This is a genomic window from Streptomyces sp. NPDC001070 (assembly GCF_053598835.1).
In genome coordinates this window covers 1-20,451 of the sequence record NZ_JBSFLB010000059.1, presented here as the reverse complement: position 1 = coordinate 20,451, position 20,451 = coordinate 1, and the positions used below count along the sequence as shown (strand labels likewise).

General features: G+C 70.1%; 12 protein-coding genes and 3 pseudogenes. 9 read left to right on the top strand and 6 right to left on the bottom strand.

The window, feature by feature from the left end:
- Nucleotides 1-23: 23 nt before the first annotated feature.
- Complete coding sequence (locus tag ACWDAS_RS39795; protein ID WP_450400678.1) at nt 24-626, bottom strand: sigma-70 family RNA polymerase sigma factor; 603 nt, start codon at nt 624-626, stop codon at nt 24-26.
- Nucleotides 627-1,145: 519 nt separating this feature from the next.
- On the opposite strand from ACWDAS_RS39795, the gene ACWDAS_RS39790 reads away from it, so the two are divergent.
- On the top strand, nt 1,146-1,823 hold the full coding sequence (locus ACWDAS_RS39790; RefSeq protein ID WP_450400677.1) for a hypothetical protein: 678 nt from the start codon (nt 1,146-1,148) through the stop codon (nt 1,821-1,823).
- A 177-nt stretch (nt 1,824-2,000) separates the two neighbouring features.
- On the opposite strand, the pseudogene ACWDAS_RS39785 reads toward ACWDAS_RS39790, so the two are convergent.
- The 4 genes and pseudogenes from ACWDAS_RS39785 to ACWDAS_RS39770 all read right to left on the bottom strand — a co-directional run.
- Nucleotides 2,001-2,444 (bottom strand): annotated as a pseudogene (locus ACWDAS_RS39785) (IS5 family transposase); the annotation flags it as partial.
- A gap of 113 nt (nt 2,445-2,557) precedes the next feature.
- The gene (locus ACWDAS_RS39780; RefSeq protein ID WP_450400675.1) at nt 2,558-3,130 is read right to left on the bottom strand and encodes a DUF6529 family protein; all 573 of its coding nucleotides are present in this window, start codon (nt 3,128-3,130) and stop codon (nt 2,558-2,560) included.
- A 719-nt stretch (nt 3,131-3,849) separates the two neighbouring features.
- Nucleotides 3,850-4,484: pseudogene (locus tag ACWDAS_RS39775) on the bottom strand (transposase); the annotation flags it as partial.
- 403 nt (nt 4,485-4,887) lie between these two features.
- Nucleotides 4,888-6,861 (bottom strand): hypothetical protein, encoded by a 1,974-nt coding sequence (locus ACWDAS_RS39770; protein ID WP_450400674.1) that lies wholly within the window; start codon nt 6,859-6,861, stop codon nt 4,888-4,890.
- 273 nt (nt 6,862-7,134) lie between these two features.
- Here ACWDAS_RS39770 and ACWDAS_RS39765 point away from each other — a divergent pair, with 273 nt between their 5' ends.
- The 8 genes and pseudogenes from ACWDAS_RS39765 (at nt 7,135) to ACWDAS_RS39730 (ending at nt 18,941) form a co-directional block, all read left to right on the top strand.
- Nucleotides 7,135-7,713 (top strand): hypothetical protein, encoded by a 579-nt coding sequence (locus tag ACWDAS_RS39765; protein WP_450400672.1) that lies wholly within the window; start codon nt 7,135-7,137, stop codon nt 7,711-7,713.
- Nucleotides 7,714-8,777: 1,064 nt separating this feature from the next.
- The gene (locus tag ACWDAS_RS39760) at nt 8,778-9,686 is read left to right on the top strand and encodes a transposase domain-containing protein (RefSeq protein ID WP_450400670.1); all 909 of its coding nucleotides are present in this window, start codon (nt 8,778-8,780) and stop codon (nt 9,684-9,686) included.
- 691 nt (nt 9,687-10,377) lie between these two features.
- The gene (locus ACWDAS_RS39755; RefSeq protein ID WP_450400668.1) at nt 10,378-10,578 is read left to right on the top strand and encodes a hypothetical protein; all 201 of its coding nucleotides are present in this window, start codon (nt 10,378-10,380) and stop codon (nt 10,576-10,578) included.
- A 118-nt stretch (nt 10,579-10,696) separates the two neighbouring features.
- Complete coding sequence (locus ACWDAS_RS39750) at nt 10,697-13,150, top strand: Helicase associated domain protein (RefSeq protein ID WP_450400667.1); 2,454 nt, start codon at nt 10,697-10,699, stop codon at nt 13,148-13,150.
- Nucleotides 13,151-13,271: 121 nt separating this feature from the next.
- Nucleotides 13,272-14,330: pseudogene (locus ACWDAS_RS39745) on the top strand (hypothetical protein).
- A gap of 139 nt (nt 14,331-14,469) precedes the next feature.
- Nucleotides 14,470-17,553, top strand: coding sequence for a CHAT domain-containing protein (locus tag ACWDAS_RS39740; RefSeq protein ID WP_450400666.1), 3,084 nt, complete (start codon nt 14,470-14,472; stop codon nt 17,551-17,553).
- 19 nt (nt 17,554-17,572) lie between these two features.
- The gene (locus ACWDAS_RS39735; RefSeq protein WP_450400665.1) at nt 17,573-17,947 is read left to right on the top strand and encodes a hypothetical protein; all 375 of its coding nucleotides are present in this window, start codon (nt 17,573-17,575) and stop codon (nt 17,945-17,947) included.
- A gap of 4 nt (nt 17,948-17,951) precedes the next feature.
- Nucleotides 17,952-18,941, top strand: coding sequence for a hypothetical protein (locus ACWDAS_RS39730; protein ID WP_450400664.1), 990 nt, complete (start codon nt 17,952-17,954; stop codon nt 18,939-18,941).
- Between the two features lie 38 nt (nt 18,942-18,979).
- Here ACWDAS_RS39730 and ACWDAS_RS39725 read toward each other — a convergent pair.
- A protein-coding gene (locus ACWDAS_RS39725) for an IS5 family transposase (RefSeq protein WP_450400663.1) occupies nt 18,980-19,869 on the bottom strand; the annotation gives its coding sequence in 2 pieces (ribosomal slippage) (nt 18,980-19,509 and nt 19,509-19,869; 891 coding nt in all).
- Nucleotides 19,870-20,451 lie beyond the last annotated feature (582 nt).

The following is a 20,451-nucleotide window of genomic DNA, read 5'->3' as shown; positions in this document are numbered from 1 at the left end:
CCCGCACCTCCTCCATGCCGTTGTCACGGCTCGATACCCCGTTCCTGCAGCGCCAGCCGCAGCGCCTTCAAGGCGTAGTACGTCCGCGATTTCACGGTGCCCACCGGAAGGCCGAGCACCTTTGCCGCCTCGACCATCGTCCGGCCCCTGTAGTACGTCTCCAGCAGCACGGCCCGGTGCTCCGGGGACAGGGTCTGGAGGGCGTCGGCCACCGCCCAGCTTTGCAGCGCCTGCTCGATCTCGTCTTCCCCGGCCGTCCGCTCCGCGACCTGTTCCAGCGCCTCGCCGTCGACCTCGGTCGGCCTGGCCCGGCGGGCCCGGTGGGCGTCGACGACCAGATGCCGGGCGACCGTACACAGCCATGCCCGGGCCGGGCCGCGTTCGGGGTCGAACGCCGCGGGATGCTGCCAGGCCCGCAGCAGTGTCTCCTGCACCACGTCCTCGGCCCATTGCCAGTCTCCCGAGGTCAGTCGCAGGACGAAGTGGAACAGCGGCCCGGCATGCTCGGCGTACAGGGTGCGGAGCAGTTCCTCGTCCGCGTAGGAAATGGTCCCCCTGTCGGAGACGCGATTCCCGGGGCGATCCGGCTGACTCGTGGGATCGCGCTTCGGAAGACGCCACGGCATAAGAGAATCATCCCATATAGTGCAAATCTTCAAAATTCCACAAAAGGTGCTTACGTGCCGAACCGTGCGGCCCCCGGCACCCGTGAAACCCGATAGGCACCGATCCCCGGGATCCCCCTCCCGTCCCACAAGCAGTGAGCCGAGAAGGCCGAGAAGATTCCGCCGCCCCCCGGGGCCTCCCGCACCGTGCGGCCCATGCGCATGCGATACGACCTCGTGCCGCGGCTCCACGACGCGCTTGACGAGCACGGCGGATGTGCCGCCCGCGTCCTACCCGGCCCCGCTTGTCATCACGCACAGCGGCTACGCCGTCGCAACCGACGCGCCGGCGTCCAGCCACCGGCGCACGCCACGTCCGCCGTGCTCGACAACGCCGTCGGCTTAATTTCACACACCCCCTCTGGGATGTTCAGACCCTGTACGCCACCGGACAGGCCGTGATGCAAGCGCCTGCGTACTGCAAGATTCAGCGGGACTGGAAAAAGAACGGCCCTGTCTCACATTCGGTGGTGACGGAGTGTGCTGCTATCCGAGGAGGATGCGGTGCGCTGCCGGATCTTCCCGAAGGCCGCGTCGGGGTGGCCGCGGACGAGGTTCTACGGCCGCGACGGCGCCTTCCGCGCCTTCCTCGAGTCGCGCCGCCTGCCGTACGCGGTCACGGTGCAGGCCAACCAGACCGTGCTGCCGCGCCCGGGCTGGCGGCACGCCGCCCGGCTGGTGGAGCGCTGCGCGGCCGAGGAGGACTGGCTCGCCCTCCCGGCCGGCCCCTCCCAGCTGGGCAGCCGGATCTGGCAGTGGTGGGTGCGGCGCATCCTCGACCCCGACACCGAGATCGGCGAGGGGGCCTGGGCCCGCTGGCTGATCGCCCGGCGCCGCCCCGAGGGGCCCGGTGACCGCGACTATTACATGGCCTGGGGGCCCGAGAACACACCCGTCGAGGAACTCGTGATGGTGCCCGGCGCCCGCTGGCGGGTAGAGGAAGCGATCAAGCTCGCCAAGTCCGCCAGCGGACTGGCCGACTACGAAGTACGGTCCTGGCACAGCTGGTACCGGCACCAGAGTCTGGCCCAGCTCGCCGCCGCCTTCCTCGCCGTCCAGGACGCCACCACCCTGCGCGAACAGGGCCCTGCCTGCTCCGCCCGCTACGTCGACCGGGCCGCCGCACCAGCAGGAGCCCACACAGGGGGACCACGTTGACCCCACCAGCAGCATCCCGACCGTCCGGTTCACCGCCTACGAGATCTGTCGACTGATCATCGCGCTCCGGATCGAGCCACCGCACCACGAACGCCCCGCGCCCTGCCCGGTCAGACCGGAACTACAACACCCTCAAGGATCTACAGCTGAAGGGCTAGGGTCTGTGTGATGTCGTGATCAATTGGCTGTTTGTAAGAGATCTCCGACCCAGATCAGCGAGGCGCGAAGTTCGAGGCCGGCGAGGTAGCTCTCGGGGGTCTTGTCGAAGCGTGTGGCGATGCCGCGCCAGTCCTTCAGCCGGTTGATCAGGCGCTCGACGGTGTTGCGCTCGCGGTAAAGATCGGTGTCGTAAGTGACGGGACGGCCGCCCCGGCTGCCTCTTTTCTTGCGGTTGGCGGCCTGATCCTTCTTCTCCGGGATGACCGCCTTGATGTGGCGTTTCCGCAGGTAGGCGCGGTTGGCGCGGGACGAGTAGGCCTTGTCGGCGGCGACCGCGCCCGGCCGGGTGTGGGGCCGACCGGCCGGCAGACGGACGCGGATCTTCTTCAGCACGAGGATGAACTGGGGGCTGTCCGCGGCCTGTCCGGCTGTCAGGACGAACGACAGAGGTCGGCGCTTGCGGCCGTGCAGGCGGCCAATGCGGCCGAGAGAGGCGATGGCACGGAGCAATGCGATGTCCGATCTGCAACTGGGCGCTGCCATGCAGGCCATGGCGGTCCTCGCTGATAGCACGGTCAGAAGCCGGGGGCGGAGCCGGCGGAGAACCACAAGGCGGCTGTGTACCACATCAGCGCGATGGCAGTGACCAGGGCGCCGCCAGCGGCCGGAAGCGCCCAACCAGGCAGTCGGCGGCTGCGTACCACCAGCACCTTGGCGACGAACACGCCGTACAGGACGCAGCCCGTGATGGAGTGCACCGCCACTCGGCTGCTCGTGAACTCAACTCCGTAGGCAGTGATGCACTGGTAGGCGATGGGCAGCGATAGCAGAAAGGCAAGAAGGCCGATGAGCCGGTGTGTCGGATGCACCCGGTGCGGCGCCGCCCCCGCTCCCGGTAGGCGCTGGTACATCCAGAGCCCGAGCAGCAGTTGGACGACCGCGAGTGCCATCAGAGCGCTACCCAGGCGCGCCTTGAGATCGATGACGGCGACGCCGTGCAGCCCGAACAGGCCACTGGTGTAGTCGGGTGTGTGCATGCGGCCGAACGCATACACCCCCACCGCCACCGCGGCCGGCAGCAAAGCAGCCAAAAGGCCCGCCACCGTTCGTGCGGGACGCTGCATCCGCGCGCCCGTGTGCCCGGTCATCAGTCCCCAATCACTCGGGCTCGATCTTGCTGCCCGATACGTTTACGGCGTACCACTGTGGCGCCGGACGCTCTGGTTTCCTCGCCGTTGGTGTCACCGGCCGTCGTGTCACCCGCTAAGCGGTGCAGCGGGTGCCCGGTGTAGGCCACTTGCTGCCGTTGGAGCGTTTCGGGGTGCTGATCACGTTGCTCCTGGCAAACGGGGCCGCCTTGGGCGCGCCGGAGGTGAGCGGCGGCGGCCAGGCAAACGCGCATGCTCCGCCGCCGGTCGGCGTAGTCGACTCGGCGGCCTCGGGGAGGTAGAGCGTCCGCCCCCTGGCGTCATCCAGGATGGGGCCGAGCTTGCTGAAGCGCACCGTGGCCGTGCCAGTGGCGACCGCCGTGCTGCCGGGTGCGGCCGAGCGGATGAATACGGGGATGCCGGCTGACAGCGCTCCAGATGTGGGCCTGGCGCAGGAGGACGAGATCCTCCGGCTGGGACAGCCGCCGCTTACAGCAGCAAGCGGCACGGCGGAAACCTCCGGCACTGTCGCCGCAGCCATTCCTTTCATGAGCGCTCCATGGTGTCAGACGGCGCATCGAGGCAGTCGCGGGAAACGACCCCCAGCGGACCTCTTCTCCCAGTTGGCCCCGGGTGCTCGGGTCCTGTCCACTGCAACTGGTCCGCCGGGGCAGTCGCTGCTCCATTGGTGAGGTCCCCGTTTACCCGACTTTGGCTCGTCAGGGTGACGTCGAGTCGTCGAGGGCTAGGCCGGATCCGGCGATGAAGCCGTCGAGGACCTCGGGCCGGTACTGGAGGCGTTTGAGCCGGTTGCGGACGAGCGTCTCCAGGCGGTCGAGGGCGACAACGGCGAGGTTAGTCAGACTGCGTTTGACGTGCGCCCACACGCCCTCGACCGGGTTGAGGTCGGGCGAGTAGGCGGGCAGCAGGAACACCGTCAGCCACTCCCGCTCGGCGATCAACTGCCGCATCGTGCAGAAGACATGGGTGTTCAACCGGTCCCACACCAGCACGATCGGCGCCCTGACGAACTGGTGAACGCCGTCGATCAGAGCGATGAAGTCGCACTCGCCCATGCTGCGGCGCTTGCCCTTGCCCGCGGGGTGGGTGCGCAGGCGGTGGCACAGCCGGGTGCGGGACTCAGGCCGCATGGCGATCAGCCCGGCCACCGACAGCCGCCCCGAGCGCCGCCCGCTCACCGTCACAACCGGGGTGTGCCCGCGCCGGCCCCAGGTCCGTCCTTTGGGCGGCCGTCAGGTGAAACCCGCTTCGTCCTCGAAGCAGATGTAGCCTCCGCAGGCCGCCCAGGCTCTTTTACCTCGACCCAGGTCGCCTCCTTCCACACCTCGACGGCTGTTCGCCATAGCGATTGCGCTCTGCGCCGGGCCCGTAGCGGGCCTCGTCGTCACATGGCGAGGATCTGCTTCAAGTCCATTGCGATCGGGCCGGTGGGTGACTCGGTACCGATTCATCTACACCGCTGTGTTGACAGTCCACCGCGTGCGCAGCGGCTTCGACTGCCTCGGCAGATCAACAGCCGAACCATCTAAGCGAGGTGGCCCGCCGGGGCTTCCTCATCCAGCCCGGACGAGGCCGCTACCAGAAACGGACTTAACGCCCTCTGAGGTCACAAACGCCCGTCCGGCCGCGTGCGTGGTGACGCCCGGCAGGCCGACAAATCCCAAACAGGACAGTCGAGACGTCAGTCAGTTGGAGGGTCAGACCCACCAGCGGCGTCACCACGAACATCATCACTGTCAGTCGTCTTCGAAGTCGGCGGCGTGAAGGAGCGACTGGACCTTTCCGTCGTGGGTGAACCGGAATCGCAGGGTCCAGTGGCAGAAGGCGCGGGTCAACGGGTCGGGGTGGGTACTCATAGACTCCAGGAGTCTTTCGGCCAGGTCCTTTTCCTGTGCGCGGCGGTCCTGGGCGGTGAAGGTCAGCAGGTAGACCAGTGCTCTGGCCACCGGGTAGAGCCGTGGGTCCTTCTCGGTGAGGCCGCCGGTTGCGAGTTCCTCCAGGATGGGGGAGAGCTGGCTGCGCACGGACTTGAGCTTGCTGCGGTCGCGTGCGCCGAAACTGGCTCCGAAGCAGTCGCCGATGGCGAACAGGACGCCGTGCATCTCGGTGATCTGCGCGTCCGTGGGGTCTTTGGCCGTCAGTTTCCTGTAGGCCTCGCGGCAGGCTTCGACGAGGACGCGGGCGACGAAGTCGTCCCGGCACTGGAGGTAGCCGATGGCGAACAGGGCGCGTACCCGCAGCCACGACTCCTTTTTTTCTTCTTGCAGCACGTGGGCGAGACCGTGGATGACGGCGTCGGTCCATCCGCCTGCGAGGATGGCGTCGGTGGCCTGGCGGCGTTGCACGCCGGCGTTCTGCAGGAGCATGTGCTGGAAGAGGACTTTGGTCGGTCCCAGGATGCGCTCGGGGATCTCCTGCGTGTCCAGCACTCGTGTCGCGTCCTGGACCACCTGGAACCAGGGATCCTGTTCTGGCTCGGGCTGCGGCCACTGGTTGCACACCGGGACTTTGGCATCCAATACGGACGTCAGGGTGCTGGCCACCCATCGCATGCCCGCTGCCGCGTCCGGGCGGGTCTCTGGCTGGGCGAACAGGTCTGCCAACTCCCGCAGTTCCCTCTCCGTCTGCCCTACCGTCGCTCCTTGTACGGGGTTGGTTGCATGAGCGGGGTTGTTGGACAGCACGCGTTGCCACAGCCCCAGCGCGGCGGTTCCGCGTTCCCGCAGGGTGGCCTTGGGATCCCGGGCACGGCCGAGCAGGAGTTTGCGGACCCAGTCGCCGTTTTGCCCGTCCGGCCCGGGCCCGTCCGGACGGGACCAGGCGTAGGGGATCGCGATGGCCAGCTCCAAGTCCAGTGACCGGCCGGGGTAGATACTGCTGCCGCGCAGCTCGTCGGAGTCCTTCAGCAGCGTGGCCACCCAGCCCTTGACGTGGCTGTATGCCGCGGGGTCCGCGGCACACAGGTGGACCAGTTTGGTGATCGCCCGCCACAGCCTGAAGCCCAGTGGCGAGTCTCGGAGCCTCTTGCCGACCAAGTCCGCCAGGTCCTTGTCCCAGGCGCATTTGGTCAGACCGCCCAGCAAGACCAGCGCATCGACGTTGCGTGATGTGGGCGGAGCCCCGCCGATCAGTGCCAACCGCTTCACCAGCGGTTGGATCTTGATGTGCTTGTACTTGTGGCGCAGCTCCGACGGAGAGCGCTGGGCCTGTCCGATCGGGATGAACAGCGACAGCAGTGCCGAGGCCTGCGTCAGGACGGCGAACTCGGTCTCGGCGTCCTCCTGCAGCATCTCCCAGGCCCAGCTGGCGGGCAGATGGGCGATCAGGGTGTCCTGCTTTTCCAGCCCGCGTAAGCGGATGCCGAGCGAGTTGAGCCCGCCCAGCGTCTCGGTGTCCGGAGCCAGTCCCACAATGGAGCTGTCCAGACTGCGCAGCCACTCGCCTTCGGGCGCACCGCTGCCGCCGGCAGCCGTCGGGCGGCCCTTGAGGGTGAGCGTCAGCTTCGAAGGGTGAGCGCCGGCTCCCTTGGCGACCGCGGTCTGGGATATGCCGTACTGCTCCAGCCGCGCCAACTGGGCAGCGACGGCGTACCTGATGAGCTGACCGGCATCATCGACGTCATCGACGCGGACGTGTACCCGATCCTCGCCAGGCCGCACGGACCCGCGATCAACGTTTTGTGAGCCTTTTCGCTTTCGCTCCCCTTCCATGAAGTGACGTTAACAGCCCCGTTGTTGGAGAGCAAAGCCACTGTTGCCCGAGATTTTCATACCGGTACGCCAGTGCATCGGCCTCGTCGTGACCTGCGGGAACGACTTCCCACGGCCCCTCAGAAGCCATGGCGCAAGGTGTCCTTCGGATGAATCCTGGGACACAAGGAAGCCCCCGAGGCCCGTCAGGAGCCTCAGGGGCTGATCTCGAAGACGGATCCGGGGTGATCTGCGGTCTCCCCGGGCCCTCGGCATACAGCCCAAGGAGCACATATGCCTGCTATCTCCTCTACCGACGGTAGCCCACCGCGCCGGTGGGCGCTAGACATTCCGGGAGTACGCAACAGCGGTTCCGTCGGCGCACCGCAGTTCAACGGCGGCCAGCCCGAGTGGCTGACCACCGGCTTCGGACTCGGCTACATCGGGATCGCCCACACCGCACAGGCCAAATTCGACGTCGACGGCACCGTCACCAGCCTGGCCCTGTACGCGCTGTGCGTGGCACTCGGCATGATCACCGGAGTGCTCGTGCGGCGCCTGACGGACCGGCTGACCCGGGGCGGTGCCAAAGCCGACCGCGTTCCGCGGATCTTCGGTGCGGTCATCGTGCTGGCCGGCATGAGCGTGGGCACACTCCCGGGAACGACCATCGTGCCGGCGGCATCGCCACACTGGACCGCCCAGTGGCTGTGGATCATGACCGGAGCACTGCTGGTCATCCTGGCCGTCATCGGCGAGGTCCTGGTCTGGCGGTTCCCCGCCACCGAGACCGCACCGGCTGCCGTGCCCGCCGCCGTCGTCACACCCGCCCGGCGTCCCCGCCGCAGGCGCCGACGCTCCGGCACGGCCTGAAGCCCGCATCAGCCCTGCGCGTCCGGCAACGCACGCGCAGGGCGCCGGCCCTGCCCCCCATGCGCTCGACCCGTCCCCGCCCCAAGGAGAACCCTGTGACCACAGCCCCGCGCATCGCCGGAATCCTCGATCCCCACCCCGATGGCACCTACCTGTGTATCAAGTGCACCTGGTGCCGTGCCTGGCATTCGGCCCCGGCCGCCGACGACATGAGGCCGGGCCAGGTGACCCACCTCATCGCACGCTGCACCGTCCCGGGCAGCCCTTACCGCGAGACCGGATACTCAGTGAAGATCATCCGCAGGCGCTCCCGTCCCTCACGCAGCTGCGCCCGCGGACACTTGCGCTGGCACCGGACAGGGATCCGGCCCACTCGACGCCCGTCCGCCATCTGAAGCGGCCGTCCGCGACCCCGCGCACGGTGACGCGGCCTCCCCGCAACAGGGAAGGAGCAGCCCTATGTGCGAGGTCGCGGCCGGACACCCCTCGGCGTGGCCGATTGAAGTCCTGCAGGAGGCAGCCGTCAGCCGATCGCGCTGCGGCGGGCAGCGGCCGGTGGAGCACCGGCAGGTGGCAAGCCCCGCTTCCACGCCGACGGGAACGGGCGAACACGGTGACGGCGTCGGTGAACCAGCGGTTGCCGCGGCCGAACCTCACCCTGGGACCACGCTGCACGACCGCTGATGCGTGCTCCTTGTCGCGCTACCCGGCTTTCGAGCAGGCAGGCACCCTCGGGTTTCGGGCCGGCGGCACAACGGGACAGCGCCGCCCCAAGCTCGTCTCACCGTCCACGCGACCCGAGCACGCCCCGTGCCGGTTTCCGGCTCCCGTGTTCTTCGATGCGGCCGGCGACTTCGGTTCACCCGCGGCGTGGCCAGGTGCAGGTGTGGTGCCCGTCGGGGGTGACGGTGATCTGAAACTGTTCCAGGGCGGGGGATCCGTCGCGGCGCCACTGCGCCAGCCGGTCTTCGATGGCGTCCCTTCTTGTGCAACACCGTTGCGCTAGGCCGTCCGGCGTCTTGTCAAGTTCATGAACGAGAGGACGGGACCCCTGGTAAATCCCTGTGGCGTCGAGCCCAGAGATCGTCGCACCGGAGGTTCCGTGGCCGCGGCATTCTGCCACCCCGCCACCCGTGGCGTCAGCTCTCGATGTGTATGCTCCCGGCCACCTGGGAGAGTTGACGCAGGTCATCGACCCGCAGCTGGTTGACGCCGTCCTCGAGGACACAGGCTCGCGTGAGCGGCGCGTGCGGTTGCTGCCTGCGCGGGTGGTGATGTATTTCGTGCTCGCTCTCGCCTTCTTCGAACGCTCGTCCTGCCGGGCGGTGTGGGACAAACTCGGGACGGGACTGCACGGGATCGCGGTGGCGCGGCCGTGTGCCTCCTCATTGTCACGAGCCCGGCGCCGACTGGGCAGCGCCCCACGGCGCCACCTGTTCGAGATCCTGGCCGGTCCAGTGGCCGTCCGGGCGCAATCCGGCTCCTTTCTACCGCGGTCTGCGGGCGGTCGCGGTGGACGGCACCACCTTGAGCATCCCCGACGAGGACGGGGTGACCTGGCACTTCCCCAAGCACGACGGTCAGGTGCTCGAATTCGGCTACCCCCTGCTGCGCCTGGTGGCGCTGCTCGAGTGCGGCACCCGCGCCCTGCTCGGCGCCGTCTTCGGCCCCACCTGCATGAGCAGGCTCGCCGCCTGGGTGGGATCAGTGGAGGTTGCCTGGGGTGTGCGGTCGAGGGCACGCCCTCGGCGAGGAGGTCGCGGGGCGCGACCCGTGCCAGCGAGGTACTGGCCCAGACCCTGTTGATCGACGGCCGCCGCGATCCCGTGCCCGAGGTCACACGCCGCTGTCCTGGTTGCGCGACGAGACCGTCACCGACCTCCTGGTGCCCCTCACCGAGGACACCGCCCCCGGGCCCGCTACCAGGTCGCGTGGGTGCTAGGCGGTTCGCACTGCGCTGGAAAGGCTCCTGACAGACGAGGACACAGACGTCCGTGGCGCCGCGCGCAACGTCCTTGAACGGGTCCCGTGGCCCTTGTGACCCCACGGGGCTTCCACCTGCACCACCCCACCGACCGCACCGTTCCCCTGCGACCGCGCCGGTATGCCACTCCACCGCTCGCTCTTCGCCCCGGCTCTTCGCCTCCGCAAAGGCCAAACCGGGCCGCCCCCAGCTGGACCTCAGGCCCCCTTGACGACCGCGTAGGGGGCCTGTCAGCCAGTGGCGCAACTCGGGAGGTGTTGAGTTACCGGCGGTCGATGGAGAGTCAGCCGTCGAAGTCCTGCAGTGTGGGCTTGTCTCCTCAGCCGCGGCTTCCGGTCTGCGTGGTAGTGGAATACCACGTGCTCCCCCAAGACGCCAGGAGTTCACGCAAGTCCGTACCGGGGTGCAGCTCGCCTCATACAGTTGTCAGTGCAGGACAGCCACCGGCGAGCCGACATGTCACCGGTGGTCTGTGAGATCCGTGAACCACGACCCGGACACCTGTCTCCTAGCCGTCCACCATGGGCACCTGTCCTTTGCGTTGCCCCTGACCCTTTCGGACCCCGCTCTACCTGGGATTTACCGTCGGCGTGGACCTCAGTTCTGACCGCTGTTCATGTGGTCGAGCTGAGTGTGAGTACACGCGAGTTCGGCCCCGGCTATGAGGGCGTACCCAAACCGTGGACTCCATCATCCTGTGGCTCCTCGCCGCCTCCGGTGTGCTATCGGTTCTGCTCTTCGTCGTACGCGGGCTCCTTGACCAGTTGCCTGACGTGCTGATCGCTTGGCGCCGTGTGAAGAGGGCCATCCAAGAAGACGAGCCGGAACGGACTCTGCCTTCAAACTCCAGGGAAGAGCCTGCTGAACGTGAGGGCGAGTGAGAGCAGTCATCGGCGGCACCCCCAGGAAGATGGAGATGACGGATCCGCCAGTATTTGCCGAACCTCTGATGGAAGAGCCCCACCCGCCCCACCCCACCCTGTCTGTCGGCCCGGGAGAATGCCCTCTATGAGCACTGCCATCCCTGCCGTCTCCGGCCTTACCGGGCCGACTGTGCTACGCCCTGATCAGCAGGCTGGCCTGGACCGTGCGGTGCGACATCTGTACCGTCCGGGCACCCGGGGGCTGTATGTGTCGGCGTGCGGGACGGGGAAGACGCTGGTCGGTATCCGGCTGGCGGGCACGCTCGGATCGCAGCTCACCTTGGTGGTGGTGCCAACGCTGGATCTGATCGCGCAGACCGCGCTGGCGTGGCGGAGGGACGGCCGGACCGAGGCGATGGTCGCGGTCTGCTCGATGGACACCCGGGCCCACCCAGGTCTGGCCGAGGCGAACGTCGGCTCCACCGGCGACGCCACCGGCCTGGCAGCCGTCCTCTCCGCGGTCGGCACCGGCGTCCTCGATGCCGGGACCGTGTTCTGCACCTACGACTCCCTGGACAAGATCGAGGCGGCGCAGCGCACCGGCCGGACGGTGCCGCCGTTCGACCTTGCGGTCATGGACGAGGCCCACCGCATCGCCGGCCGCGCGGACAAGAAGTGGGCGGCCGTCAACGACAACGCCCGCATCCGCGCAGACCGCCGCCTGTACATGACGGCCACTCCACGCATCTTCGGTGGCCCTGATCTGGCGGAGTCCGCGGACGTGCGCCGCCCGCGCCGCCGCCGGGCCGCGGAGCCGGATCTGGAGGCGTCGGCGAATTCCATGGACTCTGAGCCGGTTTACGGCAAGACGATCTTCGAGTATCCGCTTGCCCAGGCGGTCTCCGACGGCGTGCTGGCGGACTACCGGGTGATCGTGCCGACCATCAGCGACGACGAGCTGCGCACCCGCCTGAACCTGCCCACCACGGCGACCGCCCCCGACCTCGCCCCCAGGACCGGGGGAGGGGATGCGCTGCGCACCACGGCCCTGCACCTGGCCGTACTGAAGACCATGGCCGAGCACGGCCTGAAGCGGGTGCTGGTGTATTTCCAGCTTGTCGCCGATGCGAAGAGGTTCACCCGCGAGCTCGGCCACACCCTGCGCCTGCTGCGCACCACCGCCCCCGAGCTGTGCCCGGACCTCGACCCGTTGACGCTGTACGTCGACGGCGACCACACCCCCTCCGAGCGCGCCGAGGTCTTCGCCCGCTTCGCCCAGGCCCCGTGCGCGATCATGGCGAACGCCAAGGTCGTCGCCGAGGGCGTCGACATCCCCAGCGTCGACGCGGTCGTCTTCGCCGACGTCTCCCGCAGCGTCATCCGCGTCGTCCAGGCCCTCGGCCGCGCCCTGCGCCAGCCCGCCGACGCCGGCAAGGTCGCCAGCCTGGTCATCCCCGCCTACATCCCACCCACCGCAGACCCGGCCGACATCCTCGGCACCCCCTACGAGCCGGTCTGGGCGATCGCCACCGCGCTGGCCAGCCACGACCACCGCATCGCCGAACGCCTCCCGAACAAGACCAACCGCCTCCCCCAGGAGACCCGCGAGCTGATCGCGCACCGCTGGCACTTCGACTTCACCGTCCAACCCGAACGCATCGCCCGCGCCATGGACCTGGTCTCCTTCAACCCCCGTGCCGCCGAATCCCGCCCCCGCCGCGAAGGCCTCGCCTCCGCACAGGCCTTCCACGACGACCACGGCCACCTCGACGTCCCCACCGACTACACCGACCCCACCGGCTACGCCCTGGGCGCCTTCATCACCGGCATGCGCGACGCCCGCCGCACCAGCCGCCTCAACCCCCACGACCCCGCCGACGCCGCCTGGATCGCCGAACTCGACGCCCTCGACATGATCTGGGACAAACACGACGCCGCCTGGCGCGCCCAGCTCACCACCGCCGCCGACTACCACGCCGCGCACGGCCACCTCGCCATCCCCGTCACCGCCCCCGGCGGCACCTTCCTCGCCGAACAACGCTCGCTGGCCGCCAACGGCCAGCTCGACCCGGCCCGCGCCGCCGACCTAGCCGCCATCGACCCCCACTGGCGCCTGCCCCACGGCCCCGACTGGCACCGCAAATACCACCTGCTCCGCGCCCACCTCGCCGCCGGCCACAACCCCGGCGCCCTCCACTCCGACACCGTCATCGGCACGGTCAAGATCGGCCGCTGGCTCCACCGCCAGCTCACCACCTTCACCACCCTCGACCCCGGCCAGCAGCAGCTCCTCACCGACCTCGGCCTGACCCCCGCCACCAACCCCCTCAAGACGCCCTCCAAGGCCCGCCGCACCTTCGCCCAGACCGTCCAGCTCCTCGAGCTGTTCATCGCCCGCGAAGGCCGGCCCCCCACCGCCCGCGAGGAGATCCTCGTCGACGGAGACACCGTCAAGATCGGACCCTGGCTCGCCAAGGCCCGCACCAAGCACCGCGCCGGCCAGCTCCCCGCCAACCACGCCACGCTGATCGCCTCCCTGTTCGACGGCGACTGGACCGACGACACGACCCCCGTCACCCAGTTCGCATAACCGTCCGACTGATTCGCGCGCCGATGAGGAGCTGTCGGTCGCCATCGCGGTGGTGGAAAAGCTGTTGGCTGGTGATCGCGGAGCCGGGATACTCCGCATGTCCAGGGGCGGGGGAGGGTGCATGACGGTGTTCGCGTGTGCGACGTGCGACGCCGTGCTCAGCGCCCCGCTGTCACAGGTCGCACTTCCCATCCATGCCCGCCAGACCTGGGGACACGGCCTGCTGCCGGTGCTCATGGAGGCGGGGACGTACGCAGTCGACCCTGAGCCGTTCGGGCCTCCATGACGAAGCTGGAGCGAGATCGACCAAGACGAAGCGGCGACCCGCGGAGTGTTCGCCCCGGTGCACTCGCTGCCCTTCGGCGACCCAGGAACGATCATCGTCGCGCCCGGTGACGCCCGCGGCACCGTCCTGATCCCGGAGCGATGCGACGGCTACTGCTGCGGGCTCGACGGGCGCGACGGCCCGAACCTCGCCTGTGAGGACTGCGGACAGCCCGTGGCGACCCGCATCGACGACTGCTCGCTCTGGCAGGCCGTGCGGTTCGCCCCGCGCGCCGTGCGCCGCATCCCCACCGGTGACCCCGCACCCCGGACAGCCGACTGGCAAGCGCTGGCCACCGATGTGCAACCCACCCCGCCGGTCGGCCCCTCCGGCGCCTGGAGCCCGCAATGGGCCGCGGCAGCCGGCGTAGCGCTGGCCCACCTCCTGACAGCCTCGCACAACACACCTGTGACCGTCCCCGACGGCCTGGCCACAGAAACCCTCCGCCGCACGCTCGACACCCTGCTCCCGCAGGAGCCGCCAGCGAAGACGGCGGCGTTGGCCGGCCCAGGCCTGCCTGCCCCGGAGCCGACTCCCGATATTCTGCTCGTTCCGCAGCATCCGCGAACAGGGGAGGCGTGGCAGCCGCCCAGCAGAGCGAGGACAGTGCCCCTGCCTGCCGACGTGTGGATGTACCTGGCCTTCCACCAGGAACGGTCGCCCGTGCCCGCAGCAGGCGGACTGCCCGATGGCGTCATCCGCGACGACCCACTGCCGATGCATCCATGGAGCGTGTTCCGGCCCGACTGGGGAGTCTTCCTCTACACGCTGGCGCGGCTTCCCGCCGTTCGGCAGCCGTGGCTGCGCAGAATCTACGACCGGGTGAAGGACCGCCCCTACGCTCGGCCCTTCTAGGCCGTGTCTGACAATTCCCGTCTACGACGGCCGGCGCCCTGTGCCGACCGCTTTTGGCGATCAGTGGTTACTGTCGGCCGTCCACGCGGTAGGGTCGGCGCCAGCCGGCTGACGGCGGGAACAGTGGGGGGAACCGCTGGTGCCTGATGTTGACGAGACGACCCGTGCCGTCGTCCGACGGACCATGGCGGCGCCGGACGACGGAGTGCCCTACCAGGTGCACCCACCGGAGCTGGTGCTGGACGCGGACCTGCACCTCACCATGGCCACGCTGATCCTCGACGCGCGCGACCGGCTTACCTCCGACCAGGCCGGCGGGCCCGGAGGCGTCGACCTTGAGCTGGTCTTCCTGGTCGGCTGCTACTACGCGGCCCGGATGCAGCTCCTGCCCGAGGAGGAGACGCGGTGGGCCGCCTACGCGTTCGAGTTCCTCATGGCGGTGGTCCGCGAGCTGCGCCCCGAAGCGGTGCCCACCCACTGGCGGTCGATGTTCGAGGAGCAACCGCCGCAGCTCGTTCCCGCGTACGAGATCCTGCACGTGGTCGGGACCGCGCTGTTCCTCCCCAGCGAGGCGACCGGGGACGTTAGCGGAGTCCTGTGCGCCACAGCGCTCCTGAGCACCGCCTGGGAATGGTCGCGCGGGACGGAGTCGGAGCCGGTCCTCAGCTTCAAAGCGGGGACTTTCCTTGCTGCCGCCGCCGACCTGGACGAGGACCCCGAATCCGCGGGCCGGACGCGGGGCAAGGCGCTTCACCTGATGCGAGCGGGCCTCGGCGCGATCCCCCTGGACCAAGCGCCCCAGCGCGACTCGATGATGGCCGAGATCATCCGGGTCCAGTCGAAGGTTCCGGCGGTCGCCGCGCCGGACGACGGCGTCCACGCCGAGTTCGACCACTACCACCACGACGGTGATCCCACGCGACTCGACCGGGCCGTCGACCGGCTGCGCGATGCCGTCGCCACCGCGGCCGAACCGGAGCGCAGCCACCGGCGCTTCGAGCTCGGCCAGTTCCTGCGGATGCGGTTCGAGATCAAGGGAGACCTGGACGACCTGAACGAGTCGATCGACCTGCTCGGTGCGGTCCTGGCCGGTCCGATCGACCAGGAGACCCGTGCCGGAGTCCGTTCCTTCCTGGCCCTGTCCCACCTCGACAGGTACGGCACGCAAGCGGACCGGGCAGACCTGGACGAGGCCACCGTCCTGGCTCGCCTGGCGTGCGCTGCCGCCACCGCCGCCTCGCCGGCCCACGGGCAGCGGCTCACCAACCTGGCGGCGGTGCTGACCGCGCGGGCGGCGGCGGACGGCGACCCGGCCGCGCTCGACGAGGCGATCGAGCACCTCAGGCAGGCGCTGGCCGTCACCCCGCCGTCCCAGCCGGACCGCCCGGTCATGCTGATCAAGCTCGCGGTCGCCCTGCGCGAGCGGGCCGGCCGTCCCGGACGGGAACCGGACCTCGCGATGGCGGAGGCCATCCTGCGGCAGGTGGCGGGCAGGGCCGCGGACCCCGGGTCCGGGCCGCATGCCGTGGTCGCCCGTGCGGAACTGGGCGAACTGCTCACGGAGCGAGGGCTGCGCCTGCGAACCGCCGCCGACCTCGACGAGGCGGTCTCGTACTGCCGGGCGCTGGCAACCGCCCGGACCGAGGACGTCCGCTCCCGCCTGTTCGGCGCGGTGCGCTGGGCGATGACGGCCGCCTACCTCGGCGACCTGGGCCAGTCCCACACCGCGTTCGGCGTGGCGCTGGACGACCTGCTGCCCAAGCTCACCACCCGGGCGCTGGGCCGCGACTCCCAGGAGGCCCGGCTGCGCCTCACCTACACCCTGGCCAACGCCGCCGCAGCCGTGGAGATCCAGGCCGGCCGCCCCCGGCAGGGGCTGGTCCGGCTCGAACAGGGCCGGGGCGTGCTGCTCGCGCAGGCCCTCCAGCTGCGCGGCCGCCAGGACACGCTGCGCGCCGCCTCGCCCCGGCTCGCCGACCGGTACGAGGAACTGTGCCGGGAACTGGTCGCACCCCGGCTCGACCCCGAGCGGCGCAGGGTCGCGGCCGAAGCCTTCGACGACCTGGTCGACGAGATCCGCCGGCTGCCCGGCCTGACCGGTTTCCACCGCCCGCCGAACTGGAGCAGGCTGAGCGAGGCCGCCGAGGCGGGCCCCGTCGCCGTCGTCAATGTCTCGTCACTGCGCTGCGACGTCCTCCTGCTGCGCTCCCGGCGGGGCCGCACCGTGATCGAGGTGCTCCCGCTGCCGGACGTCACGGCCGAGGAGATCAACCGGCGAGCGGAGGTCTTCCGGGCGGCGGTCGCCGGGCTCACCGCGCGCGGCACCGGCATCGCCGACCGGCTCCGGTGGGACGGCGACCTGAAGAAGACGCTCCACTGGCTGGGCGCCTCGGTGGTGGGGCCGGTCCTCGCGAAGCTCGGCATCGACCGCCCGGACGGCCGCGGGCCGCTGGCACGACTCTGGTGGTGCCCGACCGGCGCCCTCGCCCTGCTGCCCCTGCACGCCGCCATCCTGCCCCGCACAGGGGACGGCCCCCCGAGCCCCTCGGTGTACGCACACGACCTGGTCGTCTCCTCCTACATGCCGACGCTGGGCTCGCTGCTCCACGCCCGCGAGCGGCCCGCGTCGGCCGCCGGGCGCGGATCGCTGGCCGCCGTCGCCGTGGACGCGGGCAGGGACGCCCGACCGCTCGTCGGCCTCGACGAGGAACTGGCCGCGACGCAACAGCTGCCCGGACCCCGCCGCGAACTGCGGGACGCCGCGGCCACCCCCGGGAACGTCCTGGCGGCGCTGCGCACGCACACCCACGTCCACCTGGCCTGCCACGGAGCATGGGACGGCGCCGACCCGTCGAACAGCAGACTCCTCCTGCACGGGGGCACCCTGGCACTGCGCCAGCTCGCCGCGGAGCGGCTGGCCGACGCGGAGTTCGCCTACCTCTCCGCCTGCCACAGCGCCGCGCCCGGCGCGGAACTCGTCAACGAGGCCGTCTCGGTGGCCTCGGCCTTCCAACTGTGCGGCTACCGGCAGGTGATCGGCAGCCTGTGGACGGTCGACGACGAGGTGGCGCCGCTCCTCGCCCGCGAGGTGTACCGGCTGCTCGCCGAGCCCGGCGCCCCCGACCCCGCGACCGCCCTGCACCGCGCGGTGGACGCGCTGCGGGCGGACCACGATTTCGACGAGCCCCTCTACTGGGCCTCGATGATCCACAGCGGGCCCTGAGAGCCCGGAACGGAGGACGATGAACCGGGACCGCGGACAGCGGGCGGCATTCTGCTCGGCCCTGCCGTACCTGACGGAGTACCTGACCGCCCAGGGGCGGGCGGCGGATCTGCGGGACGCCGTGACGGCGGTCCTGGCCGACAGGCCCGTCCAGGACGCGGTGGCCGGACTCGGCATCCCCCGCTACGTGCTGGAGGACGGCGCCACGGTGCGCGGCGAGGAGCCGGGCCCGGGCGGTATCCTCTCCGGCCCGGTGCCCCGCGCCGAAGGGGAGCGGTACTCCTGCCCCGACGGGTGGTGCGGACGCCACGAGGTACGCGAGCCCGGCGGGCCGGTCCCCGCCGGCGGCCACTGCTGGCTGCGCGACCGCGCCCTCGTGCTGACCAGGGCGTGAGCCGGTGTCCTCGCTGCTCGGCGGTCTGGGCGAGAAGCTCGCCGACAAGTGGATCTCCGCCCTGGCCGTCCCCGGTCTCCTGCTGATGGCGGCTTCGGCGGCCGCTGCGGTACTCGGCCAGGCCGCCGCCCTCGACCTCGCCGCGCTGCGCGCTCGGGCCGGGCAGGGGGCGGCGCGCGCCGGGGAGTGGTCCACCGTCGCCCAGCTCGCCGCGCTCGGGGCCGTCGTGCTGGGCTCCGTCGCCGTGGGCGCGCTGGTGCGCGCCTGCGCCGCGGCGGCCGAACGGGTCTGGACCGGTGCCTGGCCCGCCCCGGCCGACCGGGTGGCTGCCCGGCTGACCGCCCGGCGGAAGACGCGGTGGCGAGGGCTCCAGACCGAGATCACCACCCTGCGCGAGGAGATGCCGATCCCCGCGCCGGGCCGCCCCGAGTACGAGGCGAACCGGGCCGAGATCGACCGGATCACGGCGCTCCGCGACCGGATCGCCCTCGCGGAGCCGCAGCGGCCGACCATGACCGGTGACCGCTTCGCCGGCACCGGCACCCGGCTGCGCAACCAGTACGGCATCGACCTCGCCGCTTCCTGGACCCGCCTGTGGCTGGTCCTGCCGGACACCGTCCAGGCGGAGCTGCGCTCCTCGCGGGCCGGCTTCGGTGCGGCCGTGGAGGGAACGACCTGGGCAGCCTGCTACCTCGCCCTGGGACTGTGCTGGTGGCCCGCCGCGCTGATCGGGCTCACGGTCGGCCTGCTCGCGTGGAGCCGCGGCCGTCGCGCCGCGGTGCTGCACGCGGAGCTCGTCGAATCGGCCGCCGACCTGCACTTGAAGACGCTGGCGGCCGAGTTCGGGCTCGCTGGCACGGACTCCGTGCCAGACCTCACACCGGACCCCGAGCCTGACTCCACGCCTGGCTCTACGCCTGGTTTTCCGCCTGGCTTCACTGTGGAGCCCGAGGTCGGCCTGGCGCTCAACCGCATCTTCCGCAAGGGCGCCTGACCGCAGGTGCCCGGTCGGCGTGCGCGTCTAAGGCCTGATCACCTGGTCGCCTCGCGGAGCCAGAGGATCAGCGAAGCCAGGACAACTCCGGCTCGGTAGGGGTCGGCGAGCTTGTCGAACCTGGTCGCGATCGCGCGGAACTGTTTCAGGCGGGCGAAGCATCGTTCAACCACGTTGCGATCGCGGTAGAACTCCTTGTCGAAGACGGGTGGCCGGCCGCCGAAGCGCCCCCGGCGTCGACGGTTGGCCGCCTGGTCGCGGCGCTCGGGGATCGTGGCGGCGATGCCCCGGCGCCGCAGCAGGTGGCGGATCGCCCTGCTGGAGTAGGCCTTGTCACCGAGCACCCGCTCCGGCGTCGTGCGCGGGCGGCCAGTGACGGCGCGCGGAACGCGGATCCCAGCGAGGACATCGGCGAACGCGGTGGCGTCGTTGACGTTGCCCGGGGTGAGCACGATCGACAGCGGCAGCCCGCGGCCGTCGACGGCAAGGTGAACCTTGGTGGTCAGCCCGCCCCGGGACCGGCCGAGGGCCTGGCGCGCCTGCGCGCGGCCCGGATCTTCCAGTTCCTCCCTGTCTGCGTCCCCTTTTTGCGGGCGCCCGCGGCGTGCTGGTGAGCCCGGTTGACCGTGGAGTCGACCGCTACGGTCCACTCCACCCGGCCCACCACGTCGTCGCGGACCTGGACGTGCTCCAGCAACTTCGCCCAGGTGCCGTCCGCCTCCCAGCGGGCAAACCGCTCGTAGACGGTCTGCCACGGCCCGTACCTCTCCGGGAGATCACGCCACGGAGCCCCAGTCCGAAGCCGCCACAGGACACCATTGACCACCTGCCGGTGATCACGCCACGGACGGCCACGTCCGTCCACCTGCGGCAACAGGGGCGATATCAGCTCCCACGCCGCGTCCGTCAACTCACCTCGACCTGCCACAAGATCAATTATCAGACAGGTCTTAGGAAAGCCCTATGTCACGAGCGGTAGCTGACGTTCTCTCACCCGCTAAGCACAAGGTGGCTAGAGGGCTCCCCGCGCCGGTAGGGAGGAGAGAAGAATTCGGATTCTCAGAAACTTTTAGGCGAAGGAAGCACCCGTACTCCTATGAAGGCAAGAGACCAACCTGACACATAGTCACTCGCCCGCCCCCGCACCGTAGCCAGCTCGGCCCGCGTCAGTGGGCCGCAGAGGACCGAAGGCGAAGCCGAAGGTCCATCAGAGACGCGAAGCGGACCTGACCTGAAGGCGCGTTAGCGCCACAACTGGGCTGAAGCGAAGCGGAAGCCCAGTCAGGCCCGAAGGGCCGGCATCCGCGAAGCGGATGCAACCCCCGTGCGAAGCACGGGGATTCACGGGCCGCGAAGCGGCCCGTCACCGCCGAGCGAAGCGAGGCGGTTCACTTGCACATCGCGCAGCGATGTGTTACCGGCCAGGAGTACGCCGCCTTCAACCCCGCGTCCGTGAACGACGGCGAACGCATCGCCGTCCGCGTCACCCCGGTCCGGGTCACCGGCCGTC

Bases quoted from the DNA above. Each gene is read 5' to 3' on its own strand.
- ACWDAS_RS39795 (WP_450400678.1), bottom strand. From the start codon at position 626: ATGCCGTGGCGTCTTCCGAAGCGCGATCCCACGAGTCAGCCGGATCGC.
- ACWDAS_RS39780 (WP_450400675.1), bottom strand. From the start codon at position 3,130: ATGACCGGGCACACGGGCGCGCGGATGCAGCGTCCCGCACGAACGGTG.
- ACWDAS_RS39735 (WP_450400665.1), top strand. From the start codon at position 17,573: ATGAACCGGGACCGCGGACAGCGGGCGGCATTCTGCTCGGCCCTGCCG.
- ACWDAS_RS39770 (WP_450400674.1), bottom strand. From the start codon at position 6,861: ATGGAAGGGGAGCGAAAGCGAAAAGGCTCACAAAACGTTGATCGCGGG.
- ACWDAS_RS39765 (WP_450400672.1), top strand. From the start codon at position 7,135: ATGCCTGCTATCTCCTCTACCGACGGTAGCCCACCGCGCCGGTGGGCG.
- ACWDAS_RS39750 (WP_450400667.1), top strand. From the start codon at position 10,697: ATGCCCTCTATGAGCACTGCCATCCCTGCCGTCTCCGGCCTTACCGGG.